The 16,407-nt window shown below is 71.8% G+C and carries 13 protein-coding genes; all 13 read right to left on the minus strand.

The annotated features are described in order from the left end of the window. Position 1: 1 nt before the first annotated feature. Genes ABT008_RS16300 through ABT008_RS16360 form a run of 13 tightly spaced genes read right to left on the minus strand, consistent with a single transcriptional unit; the run spans position 2 to position 16,104 of the window. On the minus strand, positions 2-1,093 hold the full coding sequence (locus tag ABT008_RS16300; protein WP_350697034.1) for an alpha/beta hydrolase family protein: 1,092 nt from the start codon (positions 1,091-1,093) through the stop codon (positions 2-4). A 10-nt stretch (positions 1,094-1,103) separates the two neighbouring features. Then, entirely contained in the window at positions 1,104-2,102 is a 999-nt protein-coding gene (locus ABT008_RS16305; RefSeq protein ID WP_350697035.1) for an LLM class flavin-dependent oxidoreductase, read from the minus strand. Beyond that, positions 2,102-2,431, minus strand: coding sequence for a TIGR04076 family protein (locus ABT008_RS16310; RefSeq protein WP_350697036.1), 330 nt, complete (start codon positions 2,429-2,431; stop codon positions 2,102-2,104). Before ABT008_RS16310 ends, ABT008_RS16305 begins: the two co-directional genes overlap by 1 nt. After that, entirely contained in the window at positions 2,428-3,432 is a 1,005-nt protein-coding gene (locus tag ABT008_RS16315) for a zinc-binding dehydrogenase (protein ID WP_350697037.1), read from the minus strand. Before ABT008_RS16315 ends, ABT008_RS16310 begins: the two co-directional genes overlap by 4 nt. Continuing rightward, on the minus strand, positions 3,429-3,842 hold the full coding sequence (locus tag ABT008_RS16320; RefSeq protein ID WP_350697038.1) for a nuclear transport factor 2 family protein: 414 nt from the start codon (positions 3,840-3,842) through the stop codon (positions 3,429-3,431). The genes ABT008_RS16315 and ABT008_RS16320 overlap by 4 nt, the downstream gene beginning before the upstream one ends. Continuing rightward, positions 3,839-5,086 (minus strand): amidohydrolase family protein, encoded by a 1,248-nt coding sequence (locus ABT008_RS16325; RefSeq protein ID WP_350697039.1) that lies wholly within the window; start codon positions 5,084-5,086, stop codon positions 3,839-3,841. The genes ABT008_RS16320 and ABT008_RS16325 overlap by 4 nt, the downstream gene beginning before the upstream one ends. Beyond that, complete coding sequence (locus ABT008_RS16330) at positions 5,083-6,768, minus strand: hydantoinase B/oxoprolinase family protein (protein ID WP_350697040.1); 1,686 nt, start codon at positions 6,766-6,768, stop codon at positions 5,083-5,085. Before ABT008_RS16330 ends, ABT008_RS16325 begins: the two co-directional genes overlap by 4 nt. Continuing rightward, positions 6,761-8,449: a hydantoinase B/oxoprolinase family protein gene (locus tag ABT008_RS16335; RefSeq protein ID WP_350697041.1), complete on the minus strand. Its 1,689-nt coding sequence runs from the start codon at positions 8,447-8,449 to the stop codon at positions 6,761-6,763. The genes ABT008_RS16330 and ABT008_RS16335 overlap by 8 nt, the downstream gene beginning before the upstream one ends. Further along, the gene (locus ABT008_RS16340) at positions 8,446-10,497 is read right to left on the minus strand and encodes a hydantoinase/oxoprolinase family protein (RefSeq protein WP_350697042.1); all 2,052 of its coding nucleotides are present in this window, start codon (positions 10,495-10,497) and stop codon (positions 8,446-8,448) included. The genes ABT008_RS16335 and ABT008_RS16340 overlap by 4 nt, the downstream gene beginning before the upstream one ends. Beyond that, a complete protein-coding gene (locus tag ABT008_RS16345) occupies positions 10,494-12,533 on the minus strand; it encodes a dipeptide ABC transporter ATP-binding protein (protein WP_350697043.1) in 2,040 nt (679 codons plus the stop codon). Before ABT008_RS16345 ends, ABT008_RS16340 begins: the two co-directional genes overlap by 4 nt. Before the next feature lie 2 nt (positions 12,534-12,535). Continuing rightward, complete coding sequence (locus ABT008_RS16350; RefSeq protein WP_131054862.1) at positions 12,536-13,420, minus strand: ABC transporter permease; 885 nt, start codon at positions 13,418-13,420, stop codon at positions 12,536-12,538. Beyond that, positions 13,420-14,430 carry an ABC transporter permease gene (locus ABT008_RS16355; protein ID WP_350697044.1) on the minus strand — a complete coding sequence of 337 codons (1,011 nt, stop codon included), beginning with the start codon at positions 14,428-14,430 and terminating at the stop codon, positions 13,420-13,422. Before ABT008_RS16355 ends, ABT008_RS16350 begins: the two co-directional genes overlap by 1 nt. An 18-nt stretch (positions 14,431-14,448) precedes the next feature. Beyond that, complete coding sequence (locus ABT008_RS16360) at positions 14,449-16,104, minus strand: ABC transporter substrate-binding protein (protein WP_350697045.1); 1,656 nt, start codon at positions 16,102-16,104, stop codon at positions 14,449-14,451. Positions 16,105-16,407 lie beyond the last annotated feature (303 nt).

Raw genomic sequence — 16,407 nt, forward strand, 5'->3', positions numbered from 1 at the left:
CTCAGCGCCCTAGGCGGCGCCCCACCTGCTCCATGGTGGCCTGCCAGATCGCCGAGCCCGGACCGATCACGTCGAAGTGGTCGCCGGGCAGTTCGAGGTGGGTCAGCTCGTCACCGGCCGCCCGGGCCGCCACCGCGTACCGGCGGTTGATGTCGACCAGGTCCGGGCTGTCGCCGGCCCCCTGCACCAGCAGCGTGGGCACCCCGATCGGCAGTCGCGCCATCGGGTCGCCGGCCGCGTAGCGTTCGGGCACGGTCGTCGGGGTGCCGCCGAGGGCGGCGCTGACCGCACCGTCACCGAGCTGACGGCCGTCCGCCTCGGCAAGGTCCAGCACACCGGCCAGCGACACCGCCAGGGCGACCCGTGGCGCCGAGGCGGGGTCGGCCAGGTCCGCCGCCGCCCGCAGCGCCAGTTGCCCACCGGCCGAGTGGCCGAGAACGACGATCTGGTCCAGGTCCAGCGCACCGGCGTCGGTCACGACGGGCAGCACCGCCAGTGCCGCCGCCACGTCGGCGGTGGTGGCGTCCCAGCCGTGCAGGTCCGGCCGCCGGTACTCCACGTTCCACGCCGCGTAGCCGCGCTCGGCCAGGTCCACGGCGAGCGCGTCCATCAGGTCGGCTCCCCAGTACGACCGCCAGAAGCCGCCGTGCAGCAGCACCGCGACCGGCACCGGGCGGGCCGTGTCCGCCGTGGGCAGTCGCAGCTCACCCCACTGGTCGGCGTGCGCGCCGTAGGCGACGCGCACCGCCGGAGACCGGTGCTGGTGCACCGCGTGGCGGATCGCCCAGGCCAACCCCCACACGCCCCGGCCGGAGAGGTGACGGGCACCGGCGACAGCGGTGGACACGGTGAGGTCGTACCAGACGACGTGCGGTGCTGACCCGGTCATCAGTGCCCGGGCGGACGCGGTCGGGCCGGGCAGCACCACCACCGGAGCGGCGGTGCCCGCCAGCGCCGATTCCAGCGCGGCGGCGGAGTCGGCGGCCACCAGGCGACCGGTGCCGCCGAGTTCGGCGGCGGTGGCCGTGGTGAGCGACTCCAGCAGGGCGAGATCGGCGGTGAGTTCCGGGCCGACCAGCACGGTGACGTCCATGCGGCTCTCCTCAGCGACGCAGCAGGGGTAGGACGGCGGTGCCGAGCAGGTCGACGCCCCGGTCGTCGGTCAGCCCGTGCGGGGTGCCGAACTCCACCCGCCGGACCCCGGCGTCGATGAGCTGCTGCGCCTGGGCGGCGACCTGCTCCGGGGTGCCGGAGAAGGCGAAGCGGTCGAGCACCTCGTCCGGGATCAGCCGCCCGGCGGCGTCGTGCTCGCCCGCGTCGACCAGTTCCCCGACGCGCGCCACCAGGCCGTTCGGCAGGGTGACCGTCGGGTCCAGGTCGGCGACCACCGCGAGGTACATGGCGACCTCGGTACGGGCCTTGGCCCGCGCCGCCTCGCCGTCGGTGTCCACCACCGTCACCGCACCGAGGACGATGCCGACCTCGTCCACGTCACGTCCGGCGGCGCGGGCACCGACCCGGAGGCGGTCCCGGACCACCGGCACCATGTCGGGGTTCGCGCTGCCGCCCACCTTGATCTCGTCGGCGATCCGACCGGCCAGGGCCGCGCCCTTCGGTCCCCACGCGCCGATCAGCAGCGGCGGATCGGGGCGCTGCACGGCGTAGCGCAGCGCGGTCTCCGGGGCCAGCGTGAAGACCTGCCCTTGGTAACCGTCCCGGTCACCGCGCAGCAGGCGGTAGACGACCGCCGCCGCCTCCTCGATGGTGGCCAGCGGCTTCGGCTGGGGCAGACCGACCGCGCCGAGCCAGGTGCCGCGCGCCAACCCCAGGTAGGCCCGTCCGGCCGAGGCCAGGTCGAGCGCGGCGAGCTGGCCGGCGATCTCGTACGGCGCCAGGCTGTACGGGTTCAGGCAGGCCGGGCCGAGGCGTACCCGGCTGGTGGCCTGGGCCATCTCCAGCAGCGGGAAGATCGGCGGCTGGTACATCAGGTCACCGAAGACGGTCAGCACGTCGAATCCGTGCGACTCGGCAGCACGGGCCAGCCGGGCGTACGCGCCGGCCGGCTTGTCGCTCTGCAGACCGAGTCCGATCTCGACCGTCATCAGGTGAGGTCCGCCGAGTTCATCCGGCGTCGGCAGGTGCGTTCCACCTTCATGATCAGCCGCTCCTCCGGGTCCGGGCAGGCGAAGTGCGAGTCCTGGTCGAGCCAGTCCCCGGCGGCCAGGTCCCGCTGTTTCGCGGCGAGGAAGGGCAGCACGGCGGCGAGGGCGTAGACGCAGAAGTGCTTGCCCTCGGGCAGCCGCAGGTGGGCGCTGTTGACCAGGTCAAAGGAGTCGCCGACGTCCATGCCGCAGACCGAGCGTCCCTCGATGCGGTCCACGGTCACCTTCAGGTCGTAGATCTCCATGTCGCCGTCCGGGCTGTCGGTCATCCTCGCTCCTCCTCGTCGAGTCGTACGATGATCTTGCCGGTGGTCCGTCGGGCGGCCAGGTCGTCCAGGGCCGCCGGGGTCTGTGCCAGCGACACCACCCGGCTGACCGGGGGCCGGACCGCGCCGGAGTCACAGAGGTCAAACAGCGCCCGGTAGGCGGCGGCGACCGCCTCCGGGCGACGCCACGGGTACTGCGAGCCCCAGGAGAGTCCGATCAGGTCGGCGTTCGCCGCGATGAGCCGGGCCGGGTCGACCGGCGGTGGTGGGCCACCGGCCGCACCCACGCTGACCAGCCGGCCCTCGAAGGCCAGGCAGTCCAGCGACCGGGCGAGCAGGTCACCGCCGACCGGGTCGACGACCACGTCCACGCCCTGCCCGTCGGTGGCCTCCCGGACCGCCGCCACGAAGTCCTCGCCGGTGTAGTCGATCGCCACGGAGGCCCCCTGGGCCCGGCACACCTCGGTCTTCGCCGGGCCACCGGCGGTCGCCACGACCCGCGCGCCCCGCGCGACGGCGAGTTGGGTGACGGCGATGCCGACCCCACCGGCACCGGCGTGCACCAGCACCGTCCGCCCGGCGGTGACCCCGGCGCGTTCCAGCGCGAACCAGGCGGTCTGGTAGGTGACCGGCAGGGCCGCCGCGACCGTCGGGTCCACCGTGGACGGACGGGGCACCACCACGGTCGCATCCACCGTCACGGTGTCACCGAGGGCACCGCGCGGCAGCGCCGGGCAGGCGATGACCTCCTGGCCCAGCAGGTGCTCGGCACCGGCACCGGCCGCCACCACGCGACCGGCCGCCTCGACACCCGGGGTCATCGGCGGCTCCGGCCGCACCGGGTACTCGCCCCGGCAGAGCGAGACGTCGAGGTAGTTCAGCCCCACGGTGCGGACCGCGAGCTGGACCTCGCCGGGACCGGGCGCGGGGTCGTCGGGCCGCTCGGCCACCGACAGCACCCGACCGGGCTCACCCGTGTCGTGGGCGACCAGCCGCCGGATCATCGCGCCGCCACCGGCTCGCGGAGCGACTCGGCGTGGTGGTGCACGATCTGCCACCGGCCGTCGACGCGGCGCAGCACGTCGGTGACGCGGGCGGACGACGGCGGGTCCTCGGCACCGGCCCGCGCGATCAGCAGATAGCGGGCCAGGCCCACGTCGCCCCACACGTCGATGCGCTTGTCCTGCGCCGCGAGCACGGCCAACTGCGGGCGCTCACCGGCGGCGTCGCGCTGGTCGCGGTAGGCGTCCAGCTCCGCCCGGGTCCGCAACGGCCCGGGCAGGTGGGTCTCCCAGGTGGTCACGTCGGCGTGCAGGTGCCCGTCGAAGCGGTCGCGGTCCCCGGCGAGGAAGGCCGCGTACAGGTCGTCGATGAGCGCGGCGATGTGTGCCGCGTCGGTTGCCACGATCGTCATGCCGTCTCCGTCCGGTCGTCCCGGGCGATCCGCCCGCCCTTCATCACCCAGCGCACACCCCGGAACGCCGAGGTGGCGGCGAGCGGGTCCTCGTCCATCGCGATCAGGTCGGCCAGCTTGCCGACCTCGACCGTGCCCCGGTCCTCCTCGACCCCCAGCCAGCGCACCGGGCCCCGGGTGCCGGCGTGCAACGCCCGCGCCGGGCCGATCCGCTCGGCCATGTACTCCAGCTCCCGGACCGTGGCATTGGTGCCCTCGAAGTGCCAGAACGGCGGCATGTCGCTGCCGAGCAGCACCTCCACCCCGGCGTCGACGGCCATCGCGAAGCTCTCCAGGTGCCGGGGGCCAGCTCCGAGCGAGCGGCACTGCATCCACTCCGGTACGCCGAGCTCGTCGAAGAACTCCTTGCACCGGGTCACCAGCAGCGTCGGCACCAACGCGGTGCCCTGCTCCGCCATCCGCGCCACGACCTGCGGGGTGAGCTGGTAGCCGTGCTCCACACAGTCCAGTCCCAGCTCCACCGCCGCGCCGATCACCTCGGCCGGTCCGGCGTGCGCGGTCACCTTGCGGCCCCAGGCGTGTGCCGTCTCCAGCACCGCGGCCAGCTCGTCGGTGAACAACTGCGGGGTGTTGATGCGCTCGTGTTCCCCGGCGATGCCGCCGGAGATCATCACCTTGATCAGGTCCGCGCCGGCCTTGATCTGGCTGCGCACGCCGTGGCGGAACCCGACCGGTCCGTCGCACTCCAGGGTGTCGCTGCTCTCGTGGCCGTGCCCGCCGGTGCAGACCAGCGCCCGCCCGGCGGTGTGGATGCGGGGGCCCTGGGCCCGACCGGCGGCGATGGCGCGGCGCAACGCGAAGTCGGCGTGGTCCTTCTCGGCGACGCAGCGCACCGTGGTCACGCCGCAGTGCAGCGTGCGCCGGGCCCCGTCGGCCATGTAGTAGGCCAGGTCGTGCGGCCCCATCGTCTTCACGTCGTCGCCGCCGGCGCCGGGCAGCGACAGCGAGAAGTGGGTGTGCATGTTGGCCAGACCGGGCGTCAGGTACGCCCCGTCCAGGTCCACCTCGCGGACCGCACCGGCGTCCCGCGCCTCCTTCGCCACCTCGGCGTACGGGCCGACGGCGGCGATCCGGTCGCCGCGTACCCAGACGGCGGCGTCCGGGATCGGGTTCACGCCGTCCACCACGCGCGCGTCCAGCACGGTGCAGTGGGCCAGCAACAGGTTCGGCTCGACGGTGCTCATGCGATCACTCCATAGGTCTCACGGGCGGCCTCGGCGGAGACGTATCCCTCCGCCACGTCACGGCGTACCGCCTCCGGATCCCGCAAACCCGGATCACCATGACCACCACCACCAGCGGTCAACAACGACACCCGATCACCCGCCACCACCGCAGTCCGACGCGTACTCACCCGCGCCTCACGATCCGTACCCGGAAACACCACCACCTGATTCGGCTCCGGCGACAACCCACCCGCCAACGCCCACGGCGCACTCCGCGTCTTCTTGATCACCGAAAGAAACTCCCCCGACGACACGAAACGAATATCCCGCCGCAACCCACACCCACCCCGGAACCGCCCCGCACCACCCGAATCCGTCCGAATCTCCACCCGCTCGAAAAACATCCCGGTCTTGGCTTCCAGGACTTCGACGGGGGTGTTGCGGGCCTGGGTCTGGCACAGGTGGTTCGCCGGGCCGATGCCGTCGTGGTCGACGGTGCCGCCCCAGCCCACCGGGTCGTTGTTGCTGACCGCGAAGATCTGACCCGTCTCCGGGTTCGCGCCGACCATCATGAACCCGGGCACGTCACCACCACTGGACGCGGGTAGCCGCTCCGGCATCCCCTGCGCCAACGCCTTGTAGATCAACTCCAGGGCGACCGTCCCGGTCCACTGGGTGAAGGTCGCCGCCGGGTAGACCGCGTGGAACAGCGTGCCGGGCTCGGCGCGTACCCGCAGCGGGGCGAAGTGCCCGGCGTTGCTCTGCTCGGTGGGGGTGGTGATCGCCTTGAAGGCGACCCGGCAGGTGGCGATGGTGGCGCCCAGCGGCAGGTTGACCGGGCCCGGGACCGCCGGTGAGGAACCGGCGAAGTCCACCGTGAACGTGCCGTCGGCGACGGTCACCGTGGCCCGCATCAGGATCGGCTGGTCGGTGACGCCGTCGTCGTCGAGCCAGTCCTCGGCCGTCCAGGTGCCCTGCGGCAGGGCGGCGACCGCCTCGGCGGCGGATTCGGCGGCCGTGGCGATGAGCCGCTCGACCACGGCGTCCACGGTGGCCGTGCCGTGCCGGCGGTACACCTCGGTGAGTCGGCGCTCGCCGGTACGCAGCGCGGCGATCTGCGCGTGCAGGTCACCCAGCACCGCGTCCGGCATCCGCGAGTTGAACCGGATCAACTCGTGGATCTCGCGCACCGGCTCTCCCCGGGACACCACCTTCGTCCCCGGGAAGATCAACCCCTCCTGGTGCATGTCCGTCGAGTCCAGCACGTACCCGGGATCCTTCGCCCCGAGGTCCATCCAGTGCGCGCGGATGCAGAGGAAACCGATCAGCTCCTCCCCGTCGGCGTCCGCCGGGTCGGGCAGGAAGACCGGGGCGAACAGGGTGGCGTCGTAGCTGTGCGCGGCGTTCCAGTACGGGTAGTTGAGCAGCACCACGTCGCCGGGGTGCAGGTTCTCCCGACCCACGTACTCCACGCCCCTGGCCAGCGAGTAGTCGTTCGCGCCGAGGAACCGGGACAGCCCGGTCGACTCCGCGACCAGCCGCAGGTGGCGGTCGTAGACGGAGATGCCGAAGTCGTGCACCTCGTAGATGACCGGGTTGAAGGCGGTACGCACCAGCGTCACCCGCATCTCCTCGGCGGCGGAGGTGAGGTAGCTGCCGATCACCTCGACCGTCGCGCCGTCGACCGGGGGCTCACCCATCGACGTCCACCCCGTAGACCTCGCGGGCGACCTCGGCGGAGACGTATCCCTCCGCCACGTCACGGCGTACCGCCTCCGGATCCCGCAAACCCGGATCACCATGACCACCACCACCAGCGGTCAACAACGACACCCGATCACCCGCCACCACCGCAGTCCGACGCGTACTCACCCGCGCCTCACGATCCGTACCCGGAAACACCACCACCTGATTCGGCTCCGGCGACAACCCACCCGCCAACGCCCACGGCGCACTCCGCGTCTTCTTGATCACCGAAAGAAACTCCCCCGACGACACGAAACGAATATCCCGCCGCAACCCACACCCACCCCGGAACCGCCCCGCACCACCCGAATCCGTCCGAATCTCCACCCGCTCGAAGAACATCCCGGTGCGGGCCTCCATCACCTCGATCGGGGTGCCCCGCCCGGTGCTACCGGAGACGTGGGTGGCGGCCTCCATGCCGTCGTGCTCGGGGGTGCCGCCCCAGCCGACCAGGTCGTTGTTGCTCACCGCGAAGATCTGACCCGTCTCCGGGTTCGCGCCGACCATCATGAACCCCGGCACGTCACCACCACTGGACGCCGGCAACCGCTCCGGCATCCCCTGCGCCAACGCCTTGAGGATCAACTCGACGGCGACGATGCCGGTCCAGAGCGTGAAGGTCGGCTGCGGATAGACGGCGTGGAACAGCGTGCCCGGCTCGGCGCGTACCTCCAGCGGGGCGACGGTCCCGGCGTTCGACGGTTCGTCCGGCGAGGTCAGCGACTTGAGGACGACCTTGCAGATCGCCTCGGTGGCGCCGAACGGCATGTTGATCGGCCCCCGGGTGGCCGGTGCCGAGCCGGCGAAGTCCACCACGAAACGCTCATCGCTGACGGTGACCGTGACCCGCATCTTGACCGGGTCGTCGGTGATGCCGTCGTCGTCGACCCAGTCCTCGGCCGTCCAGGTGCCCTGCGGGAGGGTGGCCAGCGCGGCCCGGGTGCGGGCCTCACCGTCGGCGATGATGTGGTCGACGGCGGCGGAGACGGTGTCCCGGCCGAACTTCTCGATGATCTCCAGCAGTCGGCGCTCACCGGTGCGCAGCGCGGCGATCTGCGCGTGCAGATCACCCAGCACCGCGTCCGGCATCCGCGAGTTGAACCGGATCAACTCGTGGATCTCCCGCACCGGCACACCCCGGGACACCACCTTCGTCCCCGGAAAGATCAACCCCTCCTGGTGCATGTCCGTCGAGTCCAACACGTACCCCGGATCCTTCGCCCCCAGGTCCATCCAGTGCGCCCGGACACAGAGGAAGCCCACCAGGTCACCGTCGGCGTCGGCGTCCGCCGGGTCGGGCCGGAACACCGGCGCGAACAGCGTCGCGTCGTACGCGTGCGCGGCGTTCCAGTACGGGTAGTTCAACAGCACCACGTCGCCCCGGTGCAGGTTCTCCCGACCCACGTACTCCACGCCCTTGGCCAGCGAGAAGTCGTTCGCGCCGAGGAAGAAGGTCAGCCCGGTGGCCTCGGCGACCAGGCGCAGGTCGGCGTCGTAGATCGACAGGCCGAAGTCGTGCACCTCGTAGATGACCGGGTTGAACGAGGTCCGGATCAGGGTGGCCCGCATCTCCTCGGCCGCCGACAGCAGATAGCTGCGGACGACCTCGACCTGGGCGCCGTCCAGTGTGGTCATGCCGACTCCTCCAGGGTGACCAGCAGGTAACGGTGCTCGTCGACGGTGACGCGCTGGCCACTCGGCACGACCGTGGTGGAGGTGCCCTCGTCGACCAGGGCCGGACCGCTGAACGTGTCGCCCGGTTCCAGCGCGGCCCGGTCGTAGACGGCGAACGGGACCACGGCGCGCGAGCCGAAGTCGTACGCGTCGCGGTGGGTGAGCAGCGCCCGGGACGGGTCGCCGTCGCCGCGCGGGTGGGTGCCCAGCTCCGGGCGGGTGGTCCGGCCGATGCCCCGGACCCGCAGGTTGAGCAGTTGCAGCGGATTGTCCATGGTGTGGCCGTAGCGGGCCCGGTGCACCTCGTCGAAGGCACCGCGCACCGCGTCACGGTCAAGCGTCGACCCGACGGTCACCATCAGGCTGTGCTCCTGACCCAGGTAGCGCACCTCGAACTGGCGCTCCAGCACGGCCTGGTCGGCCGGCACGCCCTGGTCCACCAGCGAGGCGACCGCCTCCGCCTCGACGGCCTTGAACAGCTCCTCCAGCTCGTCCAGCCCCACCTCGTCGAGGCCGGCCATCACGGTACGGCTGAAGTCGTTCACGATGTCCGCCGACAACATGCCCCAGGCGGAGAAGCCGGACGGCGCGAACGGCACGACGACCTCGCCGATGCCCATCTCGCGCGCCAGCAGCGGGGCCAGCAGCGGCCCGGCACCGCCGAAGGCCAGCAGCGAGAAGTGCCGGGGGTCGTGTCCCCGTTCCACGGTGATCTGGCGGACCGCGCCGACCGTGCGGGCCAGCAGCACGTCGAAGACGCCCGCGGCGGCGGCCGTGGCGTCCAGCCCGAGCGGCTGCGCCAGTTGCTCGTCGATCGCCGCCCGCGCCGCCGTGTCGTGCAGGCCCATGGTGCCGGCGAGGAACCGGTCCGGGTCCATGTAGCCGAGCACCACCGCCGCGTCGGTGACGGTCGGGCGGGTGCCGCCCCGGCCGTAGCAGACCGGCCCCGGGTCGGCTCCGGCGCTCTGCGGGCCCACCTTGAGCAGCCCCCGGTCCAGCCAGGCGATCGAGCCGCCACCGGCACCGATGGTCCGGATGTCGTACGTCGGGATCAGCAGCGGGAAGTGCTCCAACTGCGCCTCGTACGCGGCGACGGCGGTGCCGTTCTCGATCACGCAGGCGTCCAGCGAGGTGCCGCCGATGTCGAACGTCAGCAGCCGCTCCCGGCCCAGCTCCGAGGCGAGGTACGCGGCGCCGACGATGCCGCCGGCCGGGCCGGACAGCACGGTGTGCGTCGGGGACGTCTTCGCCACCGCGCTGGTCATCGAGCCACCGCCGGAGCGCATGATGAGGAACTGTCCGGCGAAGCCGCGCTCGGCGAGGCCGGACTCCAACTCGTCGACGTACCGCTCGAAGATCGGCCGGATGTACGCCTCCAACACGGTGGTGCTGGTCCGCTCGTACTCGCGGTACTCGCGCACGATGTCGGTGGAGAGCGAGAGGCTGACGTCGGGGAACTCCTCGCGGATCAGCCGGGCCGCCTCGCGTTCGTGGGTGGGGTCCAGGAACGAGTGCAGGAAGCAGATCGCGATCGAGGTCACCTGGTGGTCCACCACCAGCGTGCGGGCGGCGGCGCGGACGCTGTCCGGGTCCAGTTCCTCCACCACCCGGCCCCGGTGGTCGAGTCGACCGCGTACCCCGGCGGTGAAGCGGCGCTGCACCAGGCTCGGCGGGCGCTGGTACTGGAAGTCGTACATGTGGTCGGAGGGCACGTTGCCCCGGCCGATCAGGAAGATGTCGCGGAAGCCCTCGTTGGTGATGATCCCGGTCCGGCCGCCGCGACGCTCCAGCACCGCGTTCAGTCCCAGCGTGGTGCCGTGCGTGAACAGCTCCACCTCGGACAGGTCGGTGCCGAGCGCCTCGATGGCGGCGAGCACCCCGTCGGCGGGACGGGCCGGGGTGGTGGACGCCTTGCGGAAACGCACCCGGTTGGTGCGGGTGTCCAGTTCCATCGCGTCGACGAACGTGCCGCCGATGTCGACGGCCAGCCGGATGGGGCGACGGGTCATGGCGTGTCGGCCTGCTTTCCGATCAGGGCGGGAAGTTCCGGGACGCGCCAGCAGGCGGCCCGGCTCGCGCCGTACGACTGAAGTTCCTGCGGCTCGGAGCGACAGGTGTCGGTGACGAAGGGGCACCGGGCGGCGAGCGCGCAGCCGGTGGCCGCGTCGGTCTCCTCCAGGTCCTTGACCAGCTCCACCCCCGCGACGGACGCGGGCGGCGCGCCGAGGCGGGGCGCACTTGCCAGCAGTGCCCGGGTGTAGGGGTGGCGGGGGGTGTCGAACACGACGTCGACGGGCCCCTCCTCCACCACGCGACCGAGGTAGAGCACCGCCACCCGGTCGGCGAAGCCACGGACGGTGGCCAGGTCGTGCGAGATGAAGACCGAGGCCCGGTCGGTGTCGGCGGTGACGTCGGCGATCACGTCGAGGATCTGGGCCTGCACGGTGACGTCGAGGGCCGAGGTGGGCTCGTCGAAGACGATCAGGTCGGGCTCGCCGACCAATGCGCGGGCGATGCCGATGCGCTGGGCCTGGCCGCCGGAGAGCTCGTGCGGGTAGCGCCGCAGGATGGACCGGTCGAGTTCCATCCGGTCCAGCACCGCCGCCACCCGGGCCTCCCGCTGGGCGGCGGGCAGTCCGGCGGCGCGCAGCGGCTCGGCGATGGAGTCGCCGACGGTACGCCTCGGGCTCAGCGACCCGATCGGGTCCTGGAAGACGAGTTGGGCGCGGGTCCGCAGGCGGCGTAGTTCCCGGCCCCGGGGTGCGGGCCGGCCCGGCTGCCGCACCAGGTGCTGCCCCGCGACGGCGACGGTGCCGGAGCTGGGTGCGACCAGTCCCATGATGAGTTTGGCGAGGGTGCTCTTGCCGCAGCCGCTCTCGCCGACCACCCCGAGCGTCTCGCCGGGTCCCAGGCGCAGGCTCACGCCGCGCAGCGCGTGGTGTCCGCCGGAACCGAATCGGCTGCGGTAGACCACGTGCGCGTCCTCGATCTCCAGCACGGCGGACCCGGACTCCGTCGCGGCGGGTGCGACGGTGGGCGTGGGTGCCGCCTCGTCGGTGGCGATCGGGCCGGTCTGCGGGTGGTAGCAGGCCAGCGTCCAGTCGTCGTCGGGCGCGTCCATCTCGTCGGCGGGCGCGTCCATCGGGGTGGTGGGCGGCCGGCTGCTGGTGCAGGTGTCGTCGGCGTGCGGGCAGCGGGCCGCGAACGGGCACTGGTGCGGCGCCTCGCGCAGCAGCGGCATGGCGCCGGGAGTGGCCACCACCGGTCGACCGCCGACGTCGGGCACCGACCGCAGCAGCGCCCGCGTGTAGGGGTGCGCCGGTTCCCGGAAGACCTGGTCGGCCGGCCCGCTCTCGACCACGGTGCCGGCGTAGAGCACCACCACCCGGTCGCAGACCTCGGCGATCGACGCGAGGTCGTGCGAGATCAGCAGGACACTGCGACCGTCCACCTCGGCGGCGTGCCGGAACTGGCGCAGGATCTCCCGGGTGAGCGTCACGTCCAGGCCGGTGGTCGGCTCGTCGGCGATCAGCAGACCGGGGGCGCAGCCGGTGGCCAGCGAGATCATCACCCGCTGGGCCATGCCGCCGGACAGCTCGTGCGGGTACGCCTCCAGGCGGCGTTGCGGGTTGCGGATGCCGACCGCCTCGAACAGCTCCCGCGCGGCCTCGCGGGCCCGTTCGGCCGACATGTCCTGGTGGGTGACGAGCCGGTCGGTGAGCTGGCGTCCCACGGTACGGGTGGGGCTCAGCGCCCCACGCGGGTTCTGGAAGCAGATCGCCGCGCCGCGTCCCCGGTGGGCGGCGAGGGCCGTCTCGTCCATCCGCAGCACGTCCGCGTCGTCGAAGCGGACCCGCCCGCTGGCGTGCGCGCCGGACGGCAGCAGGCCGACCACCGCGCGGGCCACCATGCTCTTGCCGCCGCCGCTCTCGCCGACCAGGCCGACCACCTCGCCGGGCCAGACGGTGAGGCTGACGTCGCTGAGAGCGGCCACCTGCCGGCCGGCACGGTGGATGACCACGGAGAGGTTCTCGATGGAGAGCATGGTTACCGCCGCTTCGCGTTCGCGCGTTCCTGCAGGCCCTCGCCGAGCAGGCTGAACCCCAGCACGGAGACGAACAGGGCCAGGCCGGGCGGCACGCTGGTCCACCACCGGCCGCCGACCACGTCCGGTGCGCCGAGGCTGATCATGGCGCCCCACTCGGCCTCCGGGATGCTGACGCCCAGCCCGAGGAAGGAGAGGCCGGCCAGGGTGAGCATCGCCCAGCCGCAGTTCAGCGGCGCGATCGTCCGGACCGGGGTGAGGCTGTTGGGCAGCAGGTGCCGCCAGAGGATGCCGGTCGTCGAGGCGCCGGAGGTCACCGCGGCGTCGACGAACGGCAGCTCCCGCTGGGTGCGTACCTCGGCGCGGACCAGTCGGGCGTACGCGGGGGCGTTCACCGCCGCGATGGTGATGATGAGGTTGACCGTGCCGTTGCCGAGCAGAGCCGCCACCGCCAGGGCCAGGATGAAGGTGGGGAACGCCTGGAAGATGTCGACGACCCGCATGAGGACGTCGTCGATCCAGCCGCCCCGGTAGCCGGCCACCAGGCCGAGCAGCGTGCCGACCACCACGGCCAAGGCCACCGCGGCGACCGCGATGCCCAGGTCCAGCCGGGCCGCGTGCAGCACCCGACTCCAGATGTCCATGCCGTTGGTGTCGGTGCCGAGCAGGTGCGCGCCGCCCGGGGCGGCCAGGGTGGCGTTCGGGTCGACCTCGGTCGCGCCCCACGAGGAGAGCAGCGGCGCGGCCAGGGCGGCCAGTGCGACCACGGCCAGGATGGTCGCGCCGGTGATGATCAGGATGCGGGAGAAGCGGTCGTCCCGACTGCCGGTGACGATCACCGCGTCGGCGCCGGCGTCCCCGGGGCCGACACCGCGCAGGTCTGCCATCAGATCCTCACTCTCGGGTCGAGGATCGCGTGGACCACGTCGGCGATGAGGAACACCAGCACGTAGCAGAGCGCGATCACCACAACGGACGCCTGCACCACCGGGTAGTCCCGGTACAGCAGGCCGCGCAGCGCCCACTGGCCGAAGCCCTGCCAGGAGAAGACGTACTCGACCAGGACGGTCGAGCCGATGGCGGTGCCGAAGACCAACGCGGCCAGGGCCGGCAGCCGCAGCAGCGTGGAGCGCAGCAAATAGCCGTAGAGCAGGGTCCGTTGCGGCAGCCCGTGCGCCGCCGCCGCGGTGTACGCCTCGGAGTTGAGCACCTCCAGGGCCGACGCCCGAACGCTGCGCAGCAGCGGTGCCATCACGCCGACGACCAGGGTGAGCACCGGCAGTGCCAGGTAGGCGGCGGCGCTGGCCAGCGCCGGTCCGTTCCCGGTCAGCGCGGCGTCGACGAGGCCGGCGCCGGTCAACGGGGTCAGGTTCGTCTCCGGGTCGACCCGTCCGCTGGGCGCGGGGAACCAGCCCAGCATGCTGTAGCCGACCAGCACGAGCACCAGGCCCAGCCAGAACTCCGGGATGGAGTTGCCGACCAGGGCGAACAGCCGGACGCCGTGGTCGCCGACGCTGTTGGCCCGCCGGGCCGACCAGACGCCCAGCACGGTGGCCACCACCAGCGCGATGGAGACCGCGATGACCACCAGTTCCAGGGTGGGTCCGATCCGCAGCGCCATCTCCGCGCCGACCGAACCGCCGCTCTGGATGGACGTGCCGAAGTCACCGGTGACCAGCCCGCCGAGGTAGTCGAGGAACTGCCGCCACAACGGCTGGTCCAACCCGAACCGGGCGCGGGCCGCCTCGGCGTCGGCCTCGCTGGCGTTCTGGCCGAGGATGCTCCGGACCGGGTCGCCGGGTAGCACCCGGACGATGAGGAAGGTCAGGACGACCACCCCGAGCAACACCGGGATGAGCTGGAGCAGCCGCCTGACGACGAAACGAAGGATTCGCATGAAGGGAGCCGGCCGCGCCTAGGCCGACCTGGTCAGGTAGCGCAGCCGGGCGAGGCCGTCCATCGGCTGCACCCAGCCGGCCACCGACTCACGCACCGGCAGGTTGAAGTTGGGTTGGCAGATCACCACCCACGGCACGTCCTCGGCGAGGATCTGCTGGACCCGCTGCCACAACGCGGTGCGGTCCGCCTCGTCGACGGTGGTGTGCGACCGCTCGTAGATCTGCTCGATCTCGGCGTTGGTGTAGTTCGAGTAGTTGAGGTTCGCGCCCTTGACGAAGCTCGTCGCGAGCATGTACTCGACGTCGTTGACCCAGAGCTGGCCGGAGGTGAGCTGGAGCGGGATGTTCTTGCGGGTCCGCCGCTCGCCGAGGGTGGCCGGGTCCAGCGGGGTCAGCTTGAGGTTGATGCCGGCCTTCGCCGCCTCGCTCTGCACCTGCACCGCGATGCGCTGCTGCTCCTCGTTGTCGGCCTCGAAGACCAGCTCCGACTCGACCGAGGCGCGACCGGCGGCGTTCAGCGCGGCACGGGCCCGGTCCACGTCGTGCGTGAACGGGTAGCCGCTCTCGTCGTACCCGGGCATGTCCAGCGGCACCGGGCTCTTGGCGGCACGGGCGTCGCCGCCGTACACGTTGTTGATGATCTGCTCGTACGGCACCGCGTAGGCCAGCGCCTTGCGGACGTCGACGTTGTCGAACGGCGCCGAGGTGACCGACATCTGGATCGCGACCTGGCGGTTGCTGGCCGCCGAGATCACCTTGACCCCGTCGGTGCTGCGCAGGTCCTCGATGTCGCGCTGGCTGACGCCGAGGGCGACGTCGATGTCACCGGCCTGGAGTTGCAGCCGCTGGTTCGAGGCGGCGGGCACCACGGAGATCCGGATGGTCGGCGTCTTGGGCGCGTCCGGTCCCGGGTAGCCGGTGTTCGCCGCCAGCTCGATCTCCTGCCCCTGGGTGGCCTTGGTGACGTTGTAGTAACCGCCGGTGGGGGCGTTCTTGGCGAACCACTCCTTGGCCCACGGGTCGTCGGCGGTGGCGTGCTTCTTGGCCTCCTCCGAGTCGAAGACGTACAGCGAGATCGCCTGGATCTGCCGGGTCAGCGCGCTCGGGAACGCCTGGTGGAACTCGACGGTGTAGTCGTCGACGACCTTGACCTGGTCGGCTTCGGTCAGACCGATGGTGCGGTAGACGCCGGCCACGTTCGCCTGGGCGGCGAAAGCGCGGTCCTTGGACCACTTCACGTCGGCCGCGGTCATCTCGTTGCCGCTGGCGAAGGTGACGCCCCGGCGCAGCTTCAACGTCCACACCTTCTGCTCGGCGTCCGGCTCGAAGGACTCGGCGAAGGTCGGGGTGATGTTCTGGGTGTCGAGGATCTGGCTGTCACCGGCGGTGGTGACGCCGTAGTCGATCATGTAAGGGAAGACGTTCTTGAACAGCATCAGCGCGGTCAGGTCGAAGCCGACGAAGTCCTGATCCCAGCTCGACAGGTAGCTCGAGACCGCGATCCGCAGCGTGCTGGCGGTCGGGCCGCCGGACGTTCCGTCGTCCGAGTTCGAGCCGCTGTTCGCGGCGCAGGCGCCAGTGGTGAGCAGGAGCGCGAAACTGCCGCCCAGTTGCAGCACCCCGCGGCGGGAGATGGCGGGCGAGGAGGGGCCCACACCAGGTGTACGTGCCATGAAGTAGTCCTCCTAGAACTACGAGGCGGACGGGCCGCGCAGCGGACCCACTCGTGTTCTATCGGATTAGGTGGAGGTGAACAAGACCCCAACCCTTGTTCACGGCGGAAGTCCCGAAATTGTCACCCTGACCCGGCCGAACGGCTGATGAAGTGCGGCGCAAGTGTTCACACAAGTTCACACAACTGATACGTACGGCTGTTCACCAGGCCCCCGCCCTCCGGAGGTCGGGCCCGACCTGTAGCCAGGCTCCACGGGCCCTTGAGAATCCCGGGCGAGCATCAGGCACCACCCAGCGAGGAG

It is taken from the genome of Micromonospora sp. NPDC002389, assembly GCF_040296095.1.
GTDB lineage: Bacteria > Actinomycetota > Actinomycetes > Mycobacteriales > Micromonosporaceae > Micromonospora.

Bases quoted from the DNA above. Each gene is read 5' to 3' on its own strand.
- ABT008_RS16300 (WP_350697034.1), bottom strand. From the start codon at position 1,093: ATGGACGTCACCGTGCTGGTCGGCCCGGAACTCACCGCCGATCTCGCC.
- ABT008_RS16305 (WP_350697035.1), bottom strand. From the start codon at position 2,102: ATGACGGTCGAGATCGGACTCGGTCTGCAGAGCGACAAGCCGGCCGGC.
- ABT008_RS16310 (WP_350697036.1), bottom strand. From the start codon at position 2,431: ATGACCGACAGCCCGGACGGCGACATGGAGATCTACGACCTGAAGGTG.
- ABT008_RS16315 (WP_350697037.1), bottom strand. From the start codon at position 3,432: ATGATCCGGCGGCTGGTCGCCCACGACACGGGTGAGCCCGGTCGGGTG.
- ABT008_RS16320 (WP_350697038.1), bottom strand. From the start codon at position 3,842: ATGACGATCGTGGCAACCGACGCGGCACACATCGCCGCGCTCATCGAC.
- ABT008_RS16325 (WP_350697039.1), bottom strand. From the start codon at position 5,086: ATGAGCACCGTCGAGCCGAACCTGTTGCTGGCCCACTGCACCGTGCTG.
- ABT008_RS16330 (WP_350697040.1), bottom strand. From the start codon at position 6,768: ATGGGTGAGCCCCCGGTCGACGGCGCGACGGTCGAGGTGATCGGCAGC.
- ABT008_RS16335 (WP_350697041.1), bottom strand. From the start codon at position 8,449: ATGACCACACTGGACGGCGCCCAGGTCGAGGTCGTCCGCAGCTATCTG.
- ABT008_RS16340 (WP_350697042.1), bottom strand. From the start codon at position 10,497: ATGACCCGTCGCCCCATCCGGCTGGCCGTCGACATCGGCGGCACGTTC.
- ABT008_RS16345 (WP_350697043.1), bottom strand. From the start codon at position 12,533: ATGCTCTCCATCGAGAACCTCTCCGTGGTCATCCACCGTGCCGGCCGG.
- ABT008_RS16350 (WP_131054862.1), bottom strand. From the start codon at position 13,420: ATGGCAGACCTGCGCGGTGTCGGCCCCGGGGACGCCGGCGCCGACGCG.
- ABT008_RS16355 (WP_350697044.1), bottom strand. From the start codon at position 14,430: ATGCGAATCCTTCGTTTCGTCGTCAGGCGGCTGCTCCAGCTCATCCCG.
- ABT008_RS16360 (WP_350697045.1), bottom strand. From the start codon at position 16,104: ATGGCACGTACACCTGGTGTGGGCCCCTCCTCGCCCGCCATCTCCCGC.